The sequence below is a fragment of the Lacinutrix sp. MEBiC02595 genome, from assembly GCF_053601555.1.
Genome location: NZ_JBSHNU010000243.1, coordinates 317,835 through 332,632, shown reverse-complemented (window position 1 = coordinate 332,632; position 14,798 = coordinate 317,835). Strand labels below are relative to the sequence as shown.

Sequence of the window (14,798 nt, the reverse complement as noted above, 5' to 3'; positions counted from 1 at the left end):
GATATAATAAAATGAAAATCACCAAAACATCCATCATTACCAAAATACACTTAGTCATTTCGGTGAGTATTGTTGTTCCTGTTGCTTTTGTTTATGGTTTTAATCCAAGTTCTGAGTTTGATATTCATTTAAATACCATAGACGAGTATAATTTTTTTAAGGCTATAATGGGGCTTTATTTAGGTTTTTCAACGCTTTGGGTTTTGGGCGTTTTTAAAAGCAAATACCTAAAATTAGCTTTAGTAACCAACATGATTTTTATGCTTGGTTTAGGTTTCGGAAGAGTTTTAAGTTTCCTACTCGATGGCGAACCAACTTTTGGTTACCTATTTGGAACGATTGCCGAATTATTTTTAGGTTTTTACGGACTTTGGGTGTTATTACGCCATCATACTTCCACAAATACCTAAGCTTACAATAACATAAACAGCAGCAAGAATAAACAATATTTTTGCTGCTTTTTTATTCTTTTTAAATACGGCAGCTCCAATAATAGTAAGTAAAATTGCTGGACCAAACATAATAGAAACAATCATAATTACTAAGCCGTCTAAATTCCCTACTTCAAGCAATACTATTTTCATATGTCTTATTTTATTGTTTTTTAATGGTCATATGTTGTTTGTTATAAACCCTTTATTTGGGTAATAAGCAGATTACATGCTCGTTTCATATTTTATAAAGTACTAAATACAACAACGCCATATATAACAAAACTAGCAACCAAACATACAATAGCTAATTGGTAGTATTGTTTTTGTTTCTCACTACCTTTTTCTGCTTCTTTACCATAAATAGCGAATACTGCTGCAGGCATAAACATAACAAGAATAAGAAGGAACCAGAAACCCATATTACATTTCGTTTCTAAGTTCTTCTAATCTTGCTTTTTTATCATCCCGATAAAACAAATTCATGGTTTCAAAAGGAATTATTTTATTATCCTTATCCACAATATGTACACAAGATTTTTTAATAGCGCGTACATCAAAATTATAGGCATCAATAAATTGCATAATAATCACACGAAACAAATTGTCATATCCTAAATCTGGTGCATCAATATTAGGCAAACAACACATAATAGATTTCAGGTTTTCTTCTGCAACTTCAACAGAATTACCGGTACTAAACAACTCTATCATTTTTTCTTGAAGCAGTGAATCTTGCTCATAAATAATCGTGTTTTTACTATTATCTAATAAGTCATTCGGATTAATATACCGCGTTAACGGAAACACTTCGTCTCCTAGTTTAAGCGCATAACCCATTACCAAAGCATCCGGATTACAAGGCACCGGAAGCAAATCATCTGGGTTAAAAATAGTAGTTTGCTCCATTATTTTTCTACGCACTTCGGTAAGTGTCATTCTATCCGTTTCCGGATTAAAATTCTCCAGCCTTCCAGCAATTTGTGTTGGTTGTAACGTGACACCACGACAACACTTTTGTTGCAGCGCGTATTCTATTATTTTTCCTATTTCGCCATCATTTAACCCTTTTTGAAGGGTAACCACTAAAGTGGTGGAAAGATTTAATTTGTTGAGGTTTTCAATCGCTTGTTTTCTAATATCGTTTAAATCTGCACCACGAAGTTCTCGTAACACGCTATTTTCAAACGAATCAAATTGTAAATAAATCTCAAAATCTGGAGCGTAGGTTTTTAGCCTTTCCGCGAAAGCGAAATCTTTAGCAATTTTAATCCCATTCGTATTTAGCATTAAATGCCTAATTGGTAACGATTTTGCATAATCCATAATTTCCCAAAACTGCGGATGAATAGTGGGTTCTCCACCAGAAATTTGTACCACATCTGGCTCCTTTTCATTCCTAACAATGGTGTCTAACATCGCTTTTACTTCGTCCAGCGTACGATGTCTTCCGTAGGTTGGCGACGAACCAGCATAACAGGTCGGGCAGGTCAAATTACAACGATCTGTAACTTCTACAACCGTCAAACAAGAATGCTGCTCATGGTCTGGACACAAACCACAATCATACGGACAACCATAATCGGTTTTCGTATTAAACGTATACGGTGTTTCGCTTGGCTTGTTGTAATTACGTATGTTTTTATAGTATTCAATATCGTCTGCAATAAGCACTTTAGAATTGCCATGTTCTTTGCAACGTTTCAACATATAAACATTGCCATCTTCAAACACAATCTTGGCATCCACACGCTTTAAACATTCGGGGCATAGGCTCAAAGTAAAATCGTAATAGGTATAGTTTCTAACTGGCATTTTTTCGTTTTTATTATATTTTTGGCGTTACTTTTTGCTCAAAGGATCACAAAAAGTCAGGCTTTACGTTGCAATCTTTTTGCTCGTACCTCACAAAAAGGATTTACACTGCAATCCTTAACGCGCTTTCCTATCCAGTAATATACTAGCCAAAAACGGATAGTAATAGAACCAACAAATTACACATAAAATCTGAATGCTACTTAAACCAAAAACATAAAAAACATTAGGCTTTAAGAATTCGATAAAAAATCGAAACCCAAAATAGCTAAGCATGAAAATCTTGAATAATTCGCCATTTTTTAAAACGGTCTTGTTTTTAATTTGTTTTAATAGGAAGAATAATAAAACCAAAAATACCAATTCATAAAGAGAAGTCGCATGACGCAGTATGCCATCGCCCAAATCCATGCCTAAAAACGATGCTGTTTCTTTACCATAAGTAAACTCATTAATGCCAGAAAGAAAGCATCCAACACGACCAATAAATATTCCTAAAAGTATAGGAAAGGTGAACAAATCACCAGAAGACGTTTTTTCTCCAATAATTTTTTTCGCCAACTCTACACCAAGTAAACCTCCAAATAATCCTCCCATGATGGTTTTGGTGTTTAATATCTCAATAATATTTGCTTGCGTCAACGCAATGAAAGGGTTTTCTAAAAAACCAACCAATCGCGAACCAATTAAAGCACCAAGAGCAGCACCAAGAATGATAGATAATCGGTTGTTGGTGTTAATCGTATCGGTACTATTTCGTCTTAAAAAAACATAATACCTAAAGGCAATAAAAAATGCTAAATATTCTAAAACAAGATGAATATTTATAGGGAAACCAAATACAACGGGTTCAAAAGGGATATGCAAATTATGGGATTAAATAAAGAGAATTAGACACCTAAAATTTTAGCATCTACTCTAAATTTTGTGTCAATGCTAATGTCGTGTGTTTCACTAATGGTTTCGTCTGTAATCGTTTTAACACGTAAACTAAAAGTATCCTTTTTAATAAACTCTTTTAACTCTTGATCGGTAACCTCTAAGGTAATGGTTTTAGAATTTGTGTCTTCTAAATCAAAAGCATTTGCGATTTCTAATTCTTCAACATCTTCCGCGTTTATATACACATGTATCTCCTTTAAAAAGTTGAAATCCCCATCTTGTGGCGTGTCAATAGTAAGCTTAATCGTTTTTAGTTTAATGCTTTCAATTAAATCTTTGCGTGTGTCGTTGTTTTCAAAAGTAGACTCCGACTCTGTAGTTATATCCGGAGTGATAAAATTAAAAGGAGAATTTATTAAAGTGGTAGGTGTTATAGAATAACTGGTTTGATAATCCAAATCGAATTTGGTTAAATCATCTATAGCGCTACAATTTAAAAATAGGATAACAGGGACAAAAAGTAAAAGTAGGTTCTTTTTCATTTCAATGTTTTTGCAGCAAAGGTACATTTTTACATAGAACTGCTTTTTTGCGTGTATATTTTATAAAAATAAAAGACTTATTTTTGCGCAAAATATTTATACTTGGTAAAAATAGGCAACATAGAACTTCCTGACTTTCCTTTATTGTTAGCACCAATGGAAGATGTGAGTGATCCACCTTTTCGTGCGTTATGCAAAGAACAAGGAGCAGATGTAGTGTACACAGAATTTATTTCTAGTGAAGGTTTAATTAGAGATGCAGCCAAAAGCGTCATGAAATTAGATATCTACGAAAAAGAACGTCCGGTTGGAATTCAGATTTTTGGAGCCAATTTAGATAGCATGCTACAAACGATAGATATTGTAGAAAAATCGAAGCCTGATATTATTGATATTAATTTTGGTTGTCCTGTAAAAAAAGTAGTAAGTAAAGGGGCTGGAGCAGGAATTTTAAAAGATATCTGCTTAATGGAAAGCCTAACTGCCGAAATGGTAAAACGCACCAATTTGCCAGTAACGGTAAAAACACGATTGGGTTGGGATGATGATTCTATTAGAATTGTTGAGGTTGCAGAACGTTTGCAAGATGTGGGTTGTGCGGCTATTTCTATTCATGGAAGAACCAGAGCACAAATGTATAAAGGGAACGCAGATTGGAAACAAATTGCTGCTGTAAAAAATAACCCAAGAATGCATATTCCTGTTTTTGGAAATGGCGATGTTACTACTCCAGAACGTGCTATGGAAATGCGAGATGTTTACGGTTTAGATGGTTGCATGATTGGTAGAGCTTCTATTGGAAATCCTTGGTTTTTTAAGCAAGTAAAGCACTTTTTTGAAACCGGAGAGCACTTAGCCCCAATTAGTTTAGAAGAACGCGTAGATGCCGCTAGAAGACATTTACAAATGGCAATTGACTGGAAGGGAGAAACACTTGGTGTTTTTGAAACTAGAAGACACTATACCAATTATTTTAAAGGAATTCCACACTTTAAAGAACATAGAATGAAAATGGTTACTAGTGATGCATCTGTAGATGTATTTGCTGCTTTTGATGAGGTTTTAAATAAATTCTCTGGTTATGAATTCACAGAATAAGTAATTCAAGTTCTAAAAAACAATAATATAATCCCAAAACATATTTGTACTTGTTCCTCTCTTTAACTAAAGAGAGGTAGTTTTTAATTTTTAAACACTATTCTAATTAAGACTTATTTACACAAAAATGAAAAAAAGAATAGATTCTACATTTTACTTTTTGCAGTATTTGGTATGGCGGATTGGTGTTTTTAGCGGAATTATTTTTTTTGTTTATAGTTTAATTACGAAAGATATAAGGGGAATAATAGCAAGTTTATTGTTTGTTTTTTTTACTACTTATGTTTCAGCAAAAAAAGTACCAAAACCTACAGATCTCACTTTTGATGAAAATTTCTTATATCTAGATAAAGTCTCTTATCCTATTGAATTTGAAAAGATAAAAGCTGTTGAGAATGGTGTTATTTTATATAAAGTAAATGAAAATATTATTAATATAAGAATGCCTCGTTATTATTTTATGGATACAAAGTATAAAGAATTAAAACAGATTATAGAAGAGAAAGCCACAGGATAATTTCTTGCTCTTCTTTGTAGCTAAAGAGAGGTGGTCTTTAATTTTAATTAAAAATCGGAGCGTTTAAACTAAAAAGCGAAGTTTTTTTTAAGAACAAAACTCCTCTTCTTCCTATTTTTTTGGAAAACGGCAATGCATTCTCCTCTTAAACTTAAGCGGAGCCCTTTTTTCGAGTATATCGTTATAAAACAAAGCTGTATGTATTCAAAACACCTCATTATTACCGCCAAAATTATAATTTGCACTTGCTCCTCTCTTTAGTTAAAGAGAGGTGGTTTTTACTTTAGTGAAAAACGGAGCGTTTGCAAATTGCGCGAAGCTGCAATAAAACAGAATTTTTCAAGTATTTACTTTCCTTTTATTAAATCTAAACGATAGCAAATACACGCAAGAAGGATTGTAGTGACATCCTTTTTTACGTCGGTTCGAGTGTTTTGCGAAGCATGAGCAAAATGTATCGAGAACAAGTAAAAAAGATATAACAGAAAGCCTGTTTGCCTTCTTCAGGCAACTTGCCAAAAAACTAATTCGATACTAAACTTTTCGTAATTCTGGTGGATGCAATCATAGAAGCTAATACACCTAAAATAGTTATAGTTAAAAACACGATAAGCACGTTAATTGCTTTTAAAGCAACAGGATAAGGTAGCGATGGGGTTATCATGACGAATGAAAATGCTTGTTGTAGTAAAATGAGAGCGATACCAATAATCAAACCTATAATGCCGCCTAGAAGTGTCATTAAAACGCCTTGATAAAAGAATATTTTACGAATATCTTTTTGTGTTGCTCCTAAATTAAATAAGGTGTTTAGGTTTTTCTTTTTGTCTAGAATCATCATTATAATGGAACCAATAACATTAAATAGTGCAATGATTAAAACTAAGGTGAAGATGAGGTAGACTGCTAAATATTCGGTGTTTAGCATTTTATAAAGCGCATCGTTTAATTGTGCTCTATTTTTTAATAGGACTTTATTTCCTAATATGTTTTGAATATTTTCTCGTGCTTGGTCTTCGTCAAAACCTTCTTTTAGCTTGAATTCTATTGCAGAAATTTGATGGTCTTGATACCCTAATAGTTCTTTGGCAAAGGCAAAAGGAGCATACACGTATTTGTCGTTTAGCTCTTCGTTAATATCAAAAATACCGACGTTTATCGCTTGAAAGGTGTTGTATATTTGTTTTTCTGAAGTTATTTGTCCTTTTCCTGGTTTAATCACATACAAACTTACACGCTTTCCGTAATCTAAAACACCAAAAGAGAGATTGCTTGAAATTCCCCAGCCTACTACAATTTGGTTGGTGTTTTGTGTCAGCCAACTGCCTAAAGGAATTACAGAATCTATTATGTTTACTTTTTCATAATTTTCATCTACTCCTTTTATGTATGCATTTGGATAGTTTTTTTCATCAAAAGCGATAAAAACACGGTCTTCAATTATTTTAGAATAGGAAACGATATCTTCTAGATTATCTAGTTTTTCTAATTCGTCATCCGTAATAAAAAAAGATTTTCCTATTGCCGTTTCGGCTTTTAAATCGGGGTCTACAATAGACGTGAATTGTAAGGTAAAGTCTTTTAAACCAGCAAATCCAGATAGTACAACAAATAAAGAGGCAGCCCCAAGAACAATCCCGATAGCTGCAATTATGGTAATAAAGTTTATAGCATTGTTACTGCTTTTAGAATGCAAATAACGTTTCGCTATGTATAAAGGGAAATGCATGTTTATTTTACAATAACAAAATGAGTTTTAAGTAGTAGAAATAATGTAAAGGTTTTATAAAAACAATTACTGTTTTTTACGTTTTCCTAAAAGTTCAGGATCGTTAATAGGGTCTTCTTTTCCTTTTAAAGATTGCTCAATCTTATCAATATACTCTAAAGAATCATCTATAAAAAATTCTAAATTAGGCATACGTCTTAGTTGGTGTCTCGTACGTTGTGCTAATTCATGTCTTATTAATGGTGTGTTCGATTTAATACCGTCTAATAATTCTTTCCCTTTATTATTAGGGAAAATACTTAAATACACTTTAGCAACAGAAAGATCAACAGTTACTTTTACTTTACTAACCGATATAAGTATTCCTTTCATACCACCTTGCGATGCTGCTTTTTGTAATACATCTACTATATCACGTTGTAATACGGAACCTATCTTTTTTTGTCTTTGTGTTTCTTCCACTTTAATTTTATTTTAGATCCAGATTAATCTGAAATCTTATTTTTACATAAAAGATACACTTTATCTTCTACGATGCAAAAATAGTTGATATTTAAAGATTATTGTATTTTTGAAGGTATTAAATTTTTTTTTAAGTAAGAATTAGTTAGTTAACCTAAAAGAGATTTCCGCTTTCGCGGAAAGTAAGCATGAATAAAATAGAACACATAGGTATTGCGGTAAAAGACTTAGATAAAGCGAATAAATTATACGCACAACTTTTCGGAAAACCGCATTATAAAGTAGAAGAAGTAGCAAGTGAAGGCGTAAACACCTCTTTTTTTAAAGTAGGCGAAAATAAAATTGAATTATTGGAAGCTACGAACAATAATAGCGCTATTGCGAAGTTTATTGAGAAGAAAGGAGAAGGAATTCATCACATTGCTTTTGATGTGGATGATATTGAAAAAGAAATTTTAAGATTAAAATCGGAAGGATTTAAAATAATTAACGAAATACCTAAACAAGGAGCAGACAACAAGTTAGTGGCTTTTTTACATCCAAAAAGTACCAACGGAGTGTTAATAGAATTATGTCAAGAAATTATTTAGAAAAAAATTGCTTGTAGAGTCTTAAAAATAATATTAGATTTGCAGCTTAATTGGTCCCATAGCTCAGTTGGTTAGAGCACCTGACTCATAATCAGGTGGTCCTTGGTTCGAGCCCAAGTGGGACCACTTTTTTTATACAAGCATAGAAAAAGTGTAAGAATTAGCAGTTCATCGATGTTTTTTGCAATTTAAGGAGTTTTTTTAACTAAAAAGATTAAGATATTTTTTGTTAAGTCGCTTTTTTTTATACATTTACAACTGAATGATACAAAACAAAACAAAAATTGCCTCAATCTTATTTTTATTAATAAGTTTTGTTAATGTAGCGCAAACAGCGAGTGGTCCACCACCACCTGCGCCACCACCACCACCAGGTCTTCCTATAGACGCTGGGATATATATCCTATTAGCTATTGGCTTAATTTATGGAATAGTAAAAACGATTCGCGCTAAAGCTTAAAGTTTATTCATGCTTACTAGTCTAGCTACGTATTTACCAATTACATCAAATTCTAAATTTACTTCAGTCCCAATTTTAAAGTGATTAAAATTTGTGTGCTCAAAAGTAAACGGAATTATAGCCACACTAAATTCGTCTTTTTTAGAATTTACAACCGTTAGACTTACACCATTAATGGTGATAGATCCTTTTTCAATGGTTATGTTATTTAAGGCGCTATCATATTTAAAAGTAAAAGCCCAACTTCCAGAAGTATTTTCAATATGGGTGCAGATTGCAGTTTGATCTACATGACCTTGCACAATATGTCCATCTAGTCTTTCGCCAAGCTTCATCGCTCTTTCTAGATTTACTAAATCATTAACCTTAATAGTATTCAAATTTGTTTTTTCTAGCGTTTCTTTAATCGCTGTTACTTTATACGTATTATTCGTAATAGCAACAACGGTTAAACACACACCATTATGGGCAACACTTTGATCTATTTGTAGTTCTTGTGTGAAATTACTTTCCACTGTAATATGCAAATTATCAAGCTCTTGATCTAGTTGTTTAACCACTCCTAATTCCTCAATGATTCCAGTAAACATTATTGTCGATTATTTAGTTAAATTTGTAGCAGTAAAATTACAAACAAAAGTTAGCATTACTAATGAAGAAAGAAGAAAATATAATAGTAGGTATCTCTATAGGGGACTTAAATGGTATAGGAGCAGAGATAGTACTTAAAACTTTTGAAGATCCTAGAACCCTAGAATTTTGTACTCCAGTGATTTTTGCATCCGTGAAAACAATGAATTTTTTAAAAAATCATTTCAAAATGGATATGAACTTGAACGGAATAAATAGTATGAATCAAATCATTCCGCAAAAAATCAATGTGCTTAATGTTTGGAACGATCATGTGAAAATAGAATTTGGGAAAGAGGACTTTAAAATAGGCGAGTACGCCATAAAATCTTTAGAGGTAGCAACCAAAGCATTAAAAGAAGGAACTATTGATGTATTAGTTACCGCACCAATAAACAAACACAATATACAGTCGGACAGCTTTAAGTTTCCTGGACACACTAATTATTTAGAGCAGGAGTTAGAAGGGAACAGTTTAATGTTAATGGTTTCAAATAAATTACGTGTTGGTTTATTAACAGACCATGTACCCGTTAAGGATATAGCGACACAAATTACACCCAAGCGTATTAAAGAGAAAATTGAAACTATTTATAATTCGCTTCAAAAAGATTTTAAAATTAGAAAACCAAAAATAGCGGTATTAGGTATTAATCCGCATAATGGAGATAATGGTGTTATTGGTACAGAAGATGATACCGTATTAAGACCAACATTAGAAGAAATCAAAAAAACAGGGAAGTTAGTTTATGGTCCTTATGCTGCAGACAGCTTTTTTGGTTCTAATAATTATACCAATTTTGATGCTATTATTGCTTCGTATCACGATCAAGGATTAATTCCTTTTAAAACACTTTCTTTTGGTCAAGGTGTAAATTATACTGCAGGTTTAAATAAAATTAGAACATCGCCAGATCATGGTACCGCTTTTGAAATAGCTGGAAAGAACCTAGCAGACAACAGTTCTTTTAAGGAAGCTGTATTTAAAGCGATTGAAATATTTAAGAATAGATTGGAATATGAGGAAATCAATGAAAACCCTTTAAAATTCAATCAAAAAAAGATATAAACAAAAAAATGTTTATAACTGTGCTTAGTTAATAAAAAATTGTATATTTGCAGGCTCAAAATAGATGTGAAAAATGAAGTCTTTGAAAGCATTTACAATACCGTTTGTAGGTTTAAAAGTTGGAGAACACCTTTTTGAGTATGATATTAAACAATCGTTCTTTGAACATTTTGAGTATGAAGATTTTAATGATTCAAACATTAAAGTAGATCTTGTTTTAAATAAAAAAGCAACTTTACTAGAATTGAATTTTAAAATTTATGGAACTTTAAACGTTAATTGTGATTTAACTAATGAGCCTTTCGATCAAGATATTAGTACAGATTTTGATTTGGTTGTTCAGTTTGGAGAAGAGTACAATGACGACAATATAGACATATTGATTATTTCGCATGGTGAATATGAAATTAATATACAACAGTATATCTATGAGCTTATTGTTTTAGCAGTTCCTAATAAATTAATCCATCCAGGAGTTGAGGATGGAACATTAGATTCTGAAATACTTAATAAATTAGAAGAACTTAGCCCTAAAACGGCAGAAGAAAAAGAAAACAAAGAGGATATAGATCCTCGTTGGAATACACTTAAGAAACTATTAACGGATAAATAATATAAAAAATGGCACATCCTAAAAGAAAAATCTCGAAAACAAGAAGAGATAAAAGAAGAACACATTATAAAGCAGTTGCGCCACAAGTTGCTACATGCCCAACAACTGGTGAAGCTCACCTATACCATAGAGCACATTGGTTTGAAGGAAAATTATACCATAGAGGACAAGTTTTAATAGACAACTCGAAAGTAGAAGAAAATTTAGCATAGGTACTATGCGTGCATACAATAAAACGCTCCACTGTGAGCGTTTTTTTTGTTATATATTTTTCTTTACGTTAAAAACAACTTAATTTGCATCAGAATAAGCAAAACACATCAGATTTATAAAATTTGTATTCGTTTTTGCTATTTTTCAACGATTTTAGGTCAAATTAACACCAAAATTATGAGCAAAATCTCAGCAGCGATAACAGCTGTAGGTAAATATGTTCCAGAATATGTATTGACTAACCAAATATTAGAAACTTTGGTAGATACAAATGATGAATGGATAACTTCTAGAACAGGAATCAAGGAACGTAGAATATTAAAAGAAAAAGGCAAAGGCACCTCTTTTTTAGCAACGGAAGCAGCCAAAGATTTGATGAAAAAATCAAATCTAGATCCAAAAGAAATAGATTTAGTTATTGTAGCAACAGCTACAAGAGATATGCAAGCATCTGCAACAGCAGTATTTGTAGCTTCACAAATAGGAGCAACAAATGCTTTTGCTTATGATTTGGATGCAGCATGTTCTGGGTTCTTATATGCAGCTTCTACAGCTTCTAGTTTTATAGAATCTGGAAAGTATAAAAAAGTGCTAGTTATAGGAGCAGATATGAACTCTTCTATGATAGACTATACCGATAGAGCAACATGTATCATTTTTGGAGATGGCGCTGGAGCTGTGCTTTTCGAGCCTAATACAGAAGGATTAGGTATTCAAGATGAATATTTAAGAAGCGATGGCACCGGAAGAGAATTTCTTCAAGTACCTGCCGGAGGCTCTATAGAACCAGCAACCTTAGAAACAGTACAAGCTAAAAAACATTTCGTTTTTCAAGATGGAAAGACCGTGTTTAAATGGGCCGTATCTAATATGGCAGATGCCTGTGTAAAAGTCTTAAAAAGAAACAACCTTACCAATGATGATATCGATTGGTTAGGAGCACATCAAGCCAATAAAAGAATTATTGATGCTACTGCAAGCCGAATGGATTTAGATCCTAATAAGGTAATGATGAATATTGAAAAATATGGAAACACTACCTCTGCAACCATACCTTTACTACTAAACGATTATGAATCTAAACTTAAAAAAGGAGACAAAGTAATACTTGTTGCTTTTGGAGGCGGATTTACTTGGGGCGCTATTTATTTAAAATGGGCCTATAACTCTTAAACTAACTAACAATCATAATTAAAACTTGAATATTATGGATATAAAAGACATTCAAAACCTAATTAAATTTGTAGCCAAATCTGGTGCAAGTGAGGTTAAATTAGAAACTGACGATATCAAAATCACCATAAAAACTGGTGGAGACGACAAAGCAGAAACGCAAACATTTGTACAACAAATACCAATGGGAGCTATGGCACAAGCTCCAGTTGCTGCACCAGTAGTAGTAGACGCTGCTCCTGCAAAAGCTGCAGCTGCAGAAGATGACAATTCAAAATATATTACCATTAAGTCGCCAATCATTGGAACCTTATATAGAAAACCTTCTCCAGACAAACCTGTTTTTGTAGAAGTAGGACAAACTATTAATGAAGGAGATGTTTTATGTATCATTGAAGCAATGAAACTTTTTAACGAAATCGAATCCGAAGTATCCGGTAAAATCGTGAAAGTTTTAGTAGATGATTCATCGCCAGTAGAGTTCGATCAACCATTATTTTTAGTAGATCCATCATAATCTAAAGTTTAAAGTTTAAAATTTAAAGTTCCAAGTTTTTCCACTAGAACGATAAACGAATAAACGTATAAACTTCTAAACTCAATAGAATTATGTTCAAAAAAATACTAATTGCCAATAGAGGTGAAATTGCACTGCGTGTAATTAGAACCTGTAAAGAAATGGGCATTAAAACAGTTGCTGTATATTCTACAGCAGATGCAGATAGCCTTCACGTTAAATTTGCAGACGAAGCAGTATGTATTGGTCCAGCTGCAAGTAGCGAATCGTACTTAAAAATGTCCAATATAATTGCGGCAGCAGAAATTACGAATGCGGATGCAATACACCCAGGATATGGTTTCTTATCTGAAAACGCTAAATTTTCTAAAATTTGTGAAGAACACCAAATAAAATTCATTGGTGCATCCGAAGAAATGATTAACCGAATGGGAGACAAGGCAAACGCTAAAGCAACCATGATAGAAGCTGGAGTACCATGTGTACCAGGAAGCGAAGGAGTCATTGAAGATTTTGCAGATTGCGAAAAAGTAGCCAAAGAAACTGGCTATCCAGTGATGCTTAAAGCATCTGCTGGTGGTGGTGGAAAAGGAATGCGTGCCGTTTGGAAAGCCGAAGACCTTAAAGAAGCTTGGGATTCTGCAAGACAAGAATCTAAAGCAGCTTTTGGAAATGATGATATGTATATGGAAAAGCTTATTGAAGAGCCTCGCCATATCGAAATTCAAATTGTAGGAGATTCTACAGGTCGTGCATGTCACTTATCGGAAAGAGATTGTTCTATTCAACGTCGTCATCAAAAACTAACAGAAGAGGTGCCTTCTCCTTTTATGACTAACGCTTTACGTAAAAAAATGGGTGATGCAGCAGTAAAAGCAGCAGAATACATTAAATACGAAGGCGCAGGAACTGTAGAATTTCTAGTAGATAAAAATAGAAATTTCTACTTCATGGAAATGAATACACGTATCCAAGTAGAACACCCAATTACAGAACAAGTAATAGATTTTGACCTGATACGCGAACAAATTATGGTCGCTGCAGGAGTGCCAATTTCAGGTAAAAATTATTTACCACAATTACACTCTATAGAATGTCGTATTAACGCCGAAGATCCATATAATAACTTTAGACCTTCGCCAGGAAAAATAACAACATTACACGCGCCTGGAGGACACGGAGTACGTTTAGATACGCACGTGTATGCAGGTTATAGCATTCCGCCAAACTACGATTCTATGATTGCAAAGTTAATTACAACAGCGCAAACTAGAGAAGAAGCTATTAATAAAATGAAACGTGCTTTAGACGAGTTTGTTATCGAAGGAATAAAAACAACCATTCCTTTTCACAGACAGTTAATGGATCATCCAGATTATTTAGCAGGAAATTACACGACTAAATTTATGGAAGATTTTGTAATGAAACCAAAAGAAGAAGAAGACTAATTAAAAAGTCTGTTTCTAGACATTCGACTAGAAGTTTCAAAATATATTATCATGCCCATAAAAATGGGAAACAAAAAACTCCGAAAGCGATTTCGGAGTTTTTTTATACCTTAGTTTAGGGAAAAGGTCGTATCTATTAAGGTAATGATTTGTGGTACTTCATCTATTTTAAAATGAAGATTAAAATTAAAAGTGCCATCTTCCTTTTTCTGAATTTCTAATTTTCCGTTAGATACTTTATAATAACCTGTTTGCCCTCTGCAGAAACATAGTCTTCCAAATAATAATTTTACCATACTTAAATCCGCATCGTTACGTTCGATGTTTTTTATATTTTGAGGTAATTCAGCATATATCAACTCGCTATACTGGCCATCTTGTGTATTTGCAATTTCATTCCTTTTATACTCAAATTTTAAAACATTAGATTCTCCTGCATGCAAAACGGGGTATAATGCACCAATAGCATCTTGTTTTATCTCTAAAGATTTGTTTTTAATCACTTCCAAAGAACAAATACCATCATCTGGACAAGTATAATCCATTGTTTTTAAATTAGTTTGTAAGTTGCTTTCTTTACTAGTTTTACAAGATGTTGTAAGGAACAGA

At 32.9% G+C, this 14,798-nt stretch carries 20 protein-coding genes and 1 tRNA gene; 12 read left to right on the top strand and 9 right to left on the bottom strand.

Annotated elements, in window-relative coordinates:
* The first annotated feature begins 11 nt into the window (after nt 1-11).
* Nucleotides 12-410, top strand: coding sequence for a DUF4345 domain-containing protein (locus ACVCZW_RS15110; RefSeq protein WP_452230523.1), 399 nt, complete (start codon nt 12-14; stop codon nt 408-410).
* On the opposite strand, the gene ACVCZW_RS15105 is transcribed toward ACVCZW_RS15110, so the two are convergent.
* The 5 genes from ACVCZW_RS15105 to ACVCZW_RS15085 all read right to left on the bottom strand — a co-directional run bounded on the left by ACVCZW_RS15105 (nt 381) and on the right by ACVCZW_RS15085 (nt 3,670).
* Nucleotides 381-584, bottom strand: a complete 204-nt coding sequence (locus tag ACVCZW_RS15105; protein WP_452230522.1) for a hypothetical protein — start codon at nt 582-584, stop codon at nt 381-383. The two genes, ACVCZW_RS15110 and ACVCZW_RS15105, sit on opposite strands and share 30 nt — an antisense overlap.
* A gap of 92 nt (nt 585-676) precedes the next feature.
* Nucleotides 677-853: a hypothetical protein gene (locus tag ACVCZW_RS15100; RefSeq protein WP_452230521.1), complete on the bottom strand. Its 177-nt coding sequence runs from the start codon at nt 851-853 to the stop codon at nt 677-679.
* 1 nt (nt 854) lies between these two features.
* Complete coding sequence (locus tag ACVCZW_RS15095; protein WP_452230520.1) at nt 855-2,246, bottom strand: radical SAM protein; 1,392 nt, start codon at nt 2,244-2,246, stop codon at nt 855-857.
* A 117-nt stretch (nt 2,247-2,363) separates the two neighbouring features.
* Nucleotides 2,364-3,113 (bottom strand): prolipoprotein diacylglyceryl transferase, encoded by a 750-nt coding sequence (locus ACVCZW_RS15090; RefSeq protein ID WP_452230519.1) that lies wholly within the window; start codon nt 3,111-3,113, stop codon nt 2,364-2,366.
* Nucleotides 3,114-3,136: 23 nt separating this feature from the next.
* A complete protein-coding gene (locus ACVCZW_RS15085; protein ID WP_452230518.1) occupies nt 3,137-3,670 on the bottom strand; it encodes a hypothetical protein in 534 nt (177 codons plus the stop codon).
* A 102-nt stretch (nt 3,671-3,772) separates the two neighbouring features.
* Between ACVCZW_RS15085 and dusB the strand changes: the two genes are divergently transcribed.
* Complete coding sequence (gene dusB / locus ACVCZW_RS15080) at nt 3,773-4,768, top strand: tRNA dihydrouridine synthase DusB (protein WP_452230517.1); 996 nt, start codon at nt 3,773-3,775, stop codon at nt 4,766-4,768.
* Nucleotides 4,769-4,895: 127 nt separating this feature from the next.
* Nucleotides 4,896-5,285 (top strand): hypothetical protein, encoded by a 390-nt coding sequence (locus tag ACVCZW_RS15075; RefSeq protein WP_452232791.1) that lies wholly within the window; start codon nt 4,896-4,898, stop codon nt 5,283-5,285.
* A 523-nt stretch (nt 5,286-5,808) separates the two neighbouring features.
* On the opposite strand, the gene ACVCZW_RS15070 is transcribed toward ACVCZW_RS15075, so the two are convergent.
* Entirely contained in the window at nt 5,809-7,014 is a 1,206-nt protein-coding gene (locus tag ACVCZW_RS15070; protein WP_452230515.1) for an ABC transporter permease, read from the bottom strand.
* Nucleotides 7,015-7,080: 66 nt separating this feature from the next.
* Nucleotides 7,081-7,476, bottom strand: coding sequence for a 30S ribosome-binding factor RbfA (rbfA, locus tag ACVCZW_RS15065; protein ID WP_452230514.1), 396 nt, complete (start codon nt 7,474-7,476; stop codon nt 7,081-7,083).
* 188 nt (nt 7,477-7,664) lie between these two features.
* Here rbfA and mce point away from each other — a divergent pair, with 188 nt between their 5' ends.
* The 3 genes from mce (at nt 7,665) to ACVCZW_RS15050 (ending at nt 8,526) form a co-directional block, all read left to right on the top strand.
* Nucleotides 7,665-8,066, top strand: coding sequence for a methylmalonyl-CoA epimerase (gene mce, locus ACVCZW_RS15060; protein ID WP_452230513.1), 402 nt, complete (start codon nt 7,665-7,667; stop codon nt 8,064-8,066).
* A gap of 52 nt (nt 8,067-8,118) precedes the next feature.
* A tRNA-Ile gene (locus ACVCZW_RS15055) sits at nt 8,119-8,192 on the top strand.
* A 136-nt stretch (nt 8,193-8,328) separates the two neighbouring features.
* Nucleotides 8,329-8,526 carry a PID-CTERM protein-sorting domain-containing protein gene (locus tag ACVCZW_RS15050; RefSeq protein WP_452230512.1) on the top strand — a complete coding sequence of 66 codons (198 nt, stop codon included), beginning with the start codon at nt 8,329-8,331 and terminating at the stop codon, nt 8,524-8,526.
* Here ACVCZW_RS15050 and ACVCZW_RS15045 read toward each other — a convergent pair.
* Complete coding sequence (locus ACVCZW_RS15045) at nt 8,523-9,116, bottom strand: riboflavin synthase (RefSeq protein ID WP_452230511.1); 594 nt, start codon at nt 9,114-9,116, stop codon at nt 8,523-8,525. The two genes, ACVCZW_RS15050 and ACVCZW_RS15045, sit on opposite strands and share 4 nt — an antisense overlap.
* A gap of 62 nt (nt 9,117-9,178) precedes the next feature.
* On the opposite strand from ACVCZW_RS15045, the gene pdxA reads away from it, so the two are divergent.
* The 6 genes from pdxA (at nt 9,179) to accC (ending at nt 14,189) form a co-directional block, all read left to right on the top strand.
* On the top strand, nt 9,179-10,225 hold the full coding sequence (gene pdxA / locus ACVCZW_RS15040) for a 4-hydroxythreonine-4-phosphate dehydrogenase PdxA (protein ID WP_452232790.1): 1,047 nt from the start codon (nt 9,179-9,181) through the stop codon (nt 10,223-10,225).
* Between the two features lie 73 nt (nt 10,226-10,298).
* Nucleotides 10,299-10,838: a YceD family protein gene (locus ACVCZW_RS15035; RefSeq protein ID WP_452230509.1), complete on the top strand. Its 540-nt coding sequence runs from the start codon at nt 10,299-10,301 to the stop codon at nt 10,836-10,838.
* 8 nt (nt 10,839-10,846) lie between these two features.
* Nucleotides 10,847-11,050, top strand: coding sequence for a 50S ribosomal protein L32 (gene rpmF / locus ACVCZW_RS15030; RefSeq protein ID WP_452230508.1), 204 nt, complete (start codon nt 10,847-10,849; stop codon nt 11,048-11,050).
* A 178-nt stretch (nt 11,051-11,228) separates the two neighbouring features.
* The gene (locus tag ACVCZW_RS15025) at nt 11,229-12,224 is read left to right on the top strand and encodes a beta-ketoacyl-ACP synthase III (protein WP_452230507.1); all 996 of its coding nucleotides are present in this window, start codon (nt 11,229-11,231) and stop codon (nt 12,222-12,224) included.
* A 34-nt stretch (nt 12,225-12,258) separates the two neighbouring features.
* Nucleotides 12,259-12,741 (top strand): acetyl-CoA carboxylase biotin carboxyl carrier protein, encoded by a 483-nt coding sequence (accB, locus tag ACVCZW_RS15020; protein ID WP_452232789.1) that lies wholly within the window; start codon nt 12,259-12,261, stop codon nt 12,739-12,741.
* Nucleotides 12,742-12,833: 92 nt separating this feature from the next.
* The gene (gene accC, locus ACVCZW_RS15015; protein WP_452230505.1) at nt 12,834-14,189 is read left to right on the top strand and encodes an acetyl-CoA carboxylase biotin carboxylase subunit; all 1,356 of its coding nucleotides are present in this window, start codon (nt 12,834-12,836) and stop codon (nt 14,187-14,189) included.
* Between the two features lie 110 nt (nt 14,190-14,299).
* Here accC and ACVCZW_RS15010 read toward each other — a convergent pair whose 3' ends face one another.
* Nucleotides 14,300-14,734, bottom strand: coding sequence for a hypothetical protein (locus tag ACVCZW_RS15010; protein WP_452232788.1), 435 nt, complete (start codon nt 14,732-14,734; stop codon nt 14,300-14,302).
* Nucleotides 14,735-14,798 lie beyond the last annotated feature (64 nt).

Excerpts from the sequence above, each read along its gene's own strand:
- ACVCZW_RS15110 (WP_452230523.1), top strand. The coding sequence starts at position 12 with ATGAAAATCACCAAAACATCCATCATTACCAAAATACACTTAGTCATT.
- ACVCZW_RS15105 (WP_452230522.1), bottom strand. The coding sequence starts at position 584 with ATGAAAATAGTATTGCTTGAAGTAGGGAATTTAGACGGCTTAGTAATT.
- ACVCZW_RS15100 (WP_452230521.1), bottom strand. The coding sequence starts at position 853 with ATGGGTTTCTGGTTCCTTCTTATTCTTGTTATGTTTATGCCTGCAGCA.
- ACVCZW_RS15095 (WP_452230520.1), bottom strand. The coding sequence starts at position 2,246 with ATGCCAGTTAGAAACTATACCTATTACGATTTTACTTTGAGCCTATGC.
- ACVCZW_RS15085 (WP_452230518.1), bottom strand. The coding sequence starts at position 3,670 with ATGAAAAAGAACCTACTTTTACTTTTTGTCCCTGTTATCCTATTTTTA.
- ACVCZW_RS15075 (WP_452232791.1), top strand. The coding sequence starts at position 4,896 with ATGAAAAAAAGAATAGATTCTACATTTTACTTTTTGCAGTATTTGGTA.
- ACVCZW_RS15070 (WP_452230515.1), bottom strand. The coding sequence starts at position 7,014 with ATGCATTTCCCTTTATACATAGCGAAACGTTATTTGCATTCTAAAAGC.
- mce (WP_452230513.1), top strand. The coding sequence starts at position 7,665 with ATGAATAAAATAGAACACATAGGTATTGCGGTAAAAGACTTAGATAAA.
- ACVCZW_RS15050 (WP_452230512.1), top strand. The coding sequence starts at position 8,329 with ATGATACAAAACAAAACAAAAATTGCCTCAATCTTATTTTTATTAATA.
- ACVCZW_RS15045 (WP_452230511.1), bottom strand. The coding sequence starts at position 9,116 with ATGTTTACTGGAATCATTGAGGAATTAGGAGTGGTTAAACAACTAGAT.
- pdxA (WP_452232790.1), top strand. The coding sequence starts at position 9,179 with ATGAAGAAAGAAGAAAATATAATAGTAGGTATCTCTATAGGGGACTTA.
- ACVCZW_RS15035 (WP_452230509.1), top strand. The coding sequence starts at position 10,299 with ATGAAGTCTTTGAAAGCATTTACAATACCGTTTGTAGGTTTAAAAGTT.
- rpmF (WP_452230508.1), top strand. The coding sequence starts at position 10,847 with ATGGCACATCCTAAAAGAAAAATCTCGAAAACAAGAAGAGATAAAAGA.
- ACVCZW_RS15025 (WP_452230507.1), top strand. The coding sequence starts at position 11,229 with ATGAGCAAAATCTCAGCAGCGATAACAGCTGTAGGTAAATATGTTCCA.
- accB (WP_452232789.1), top strand. The coding sequence starts at position 12,259 with ATGGATATAAAAGACATTCAAAACCTAATTAAATTTGTAGCCAAATCT.
- accC (WP_452230505.1), top strand. The coding sequence starts at position 12,834 with ATGTTCAAAAAAATACTAATTGCCAATAGAGGTGAAATTGCACTGCGT.
- ACVCZW_RS15010 (WP_452232788.1), bottom strand. The coding sequence starts at position 14,734 with ATGGATTATACTTGTCCAGATGATGGTATTTGTTCTTTGGAAGTGATT.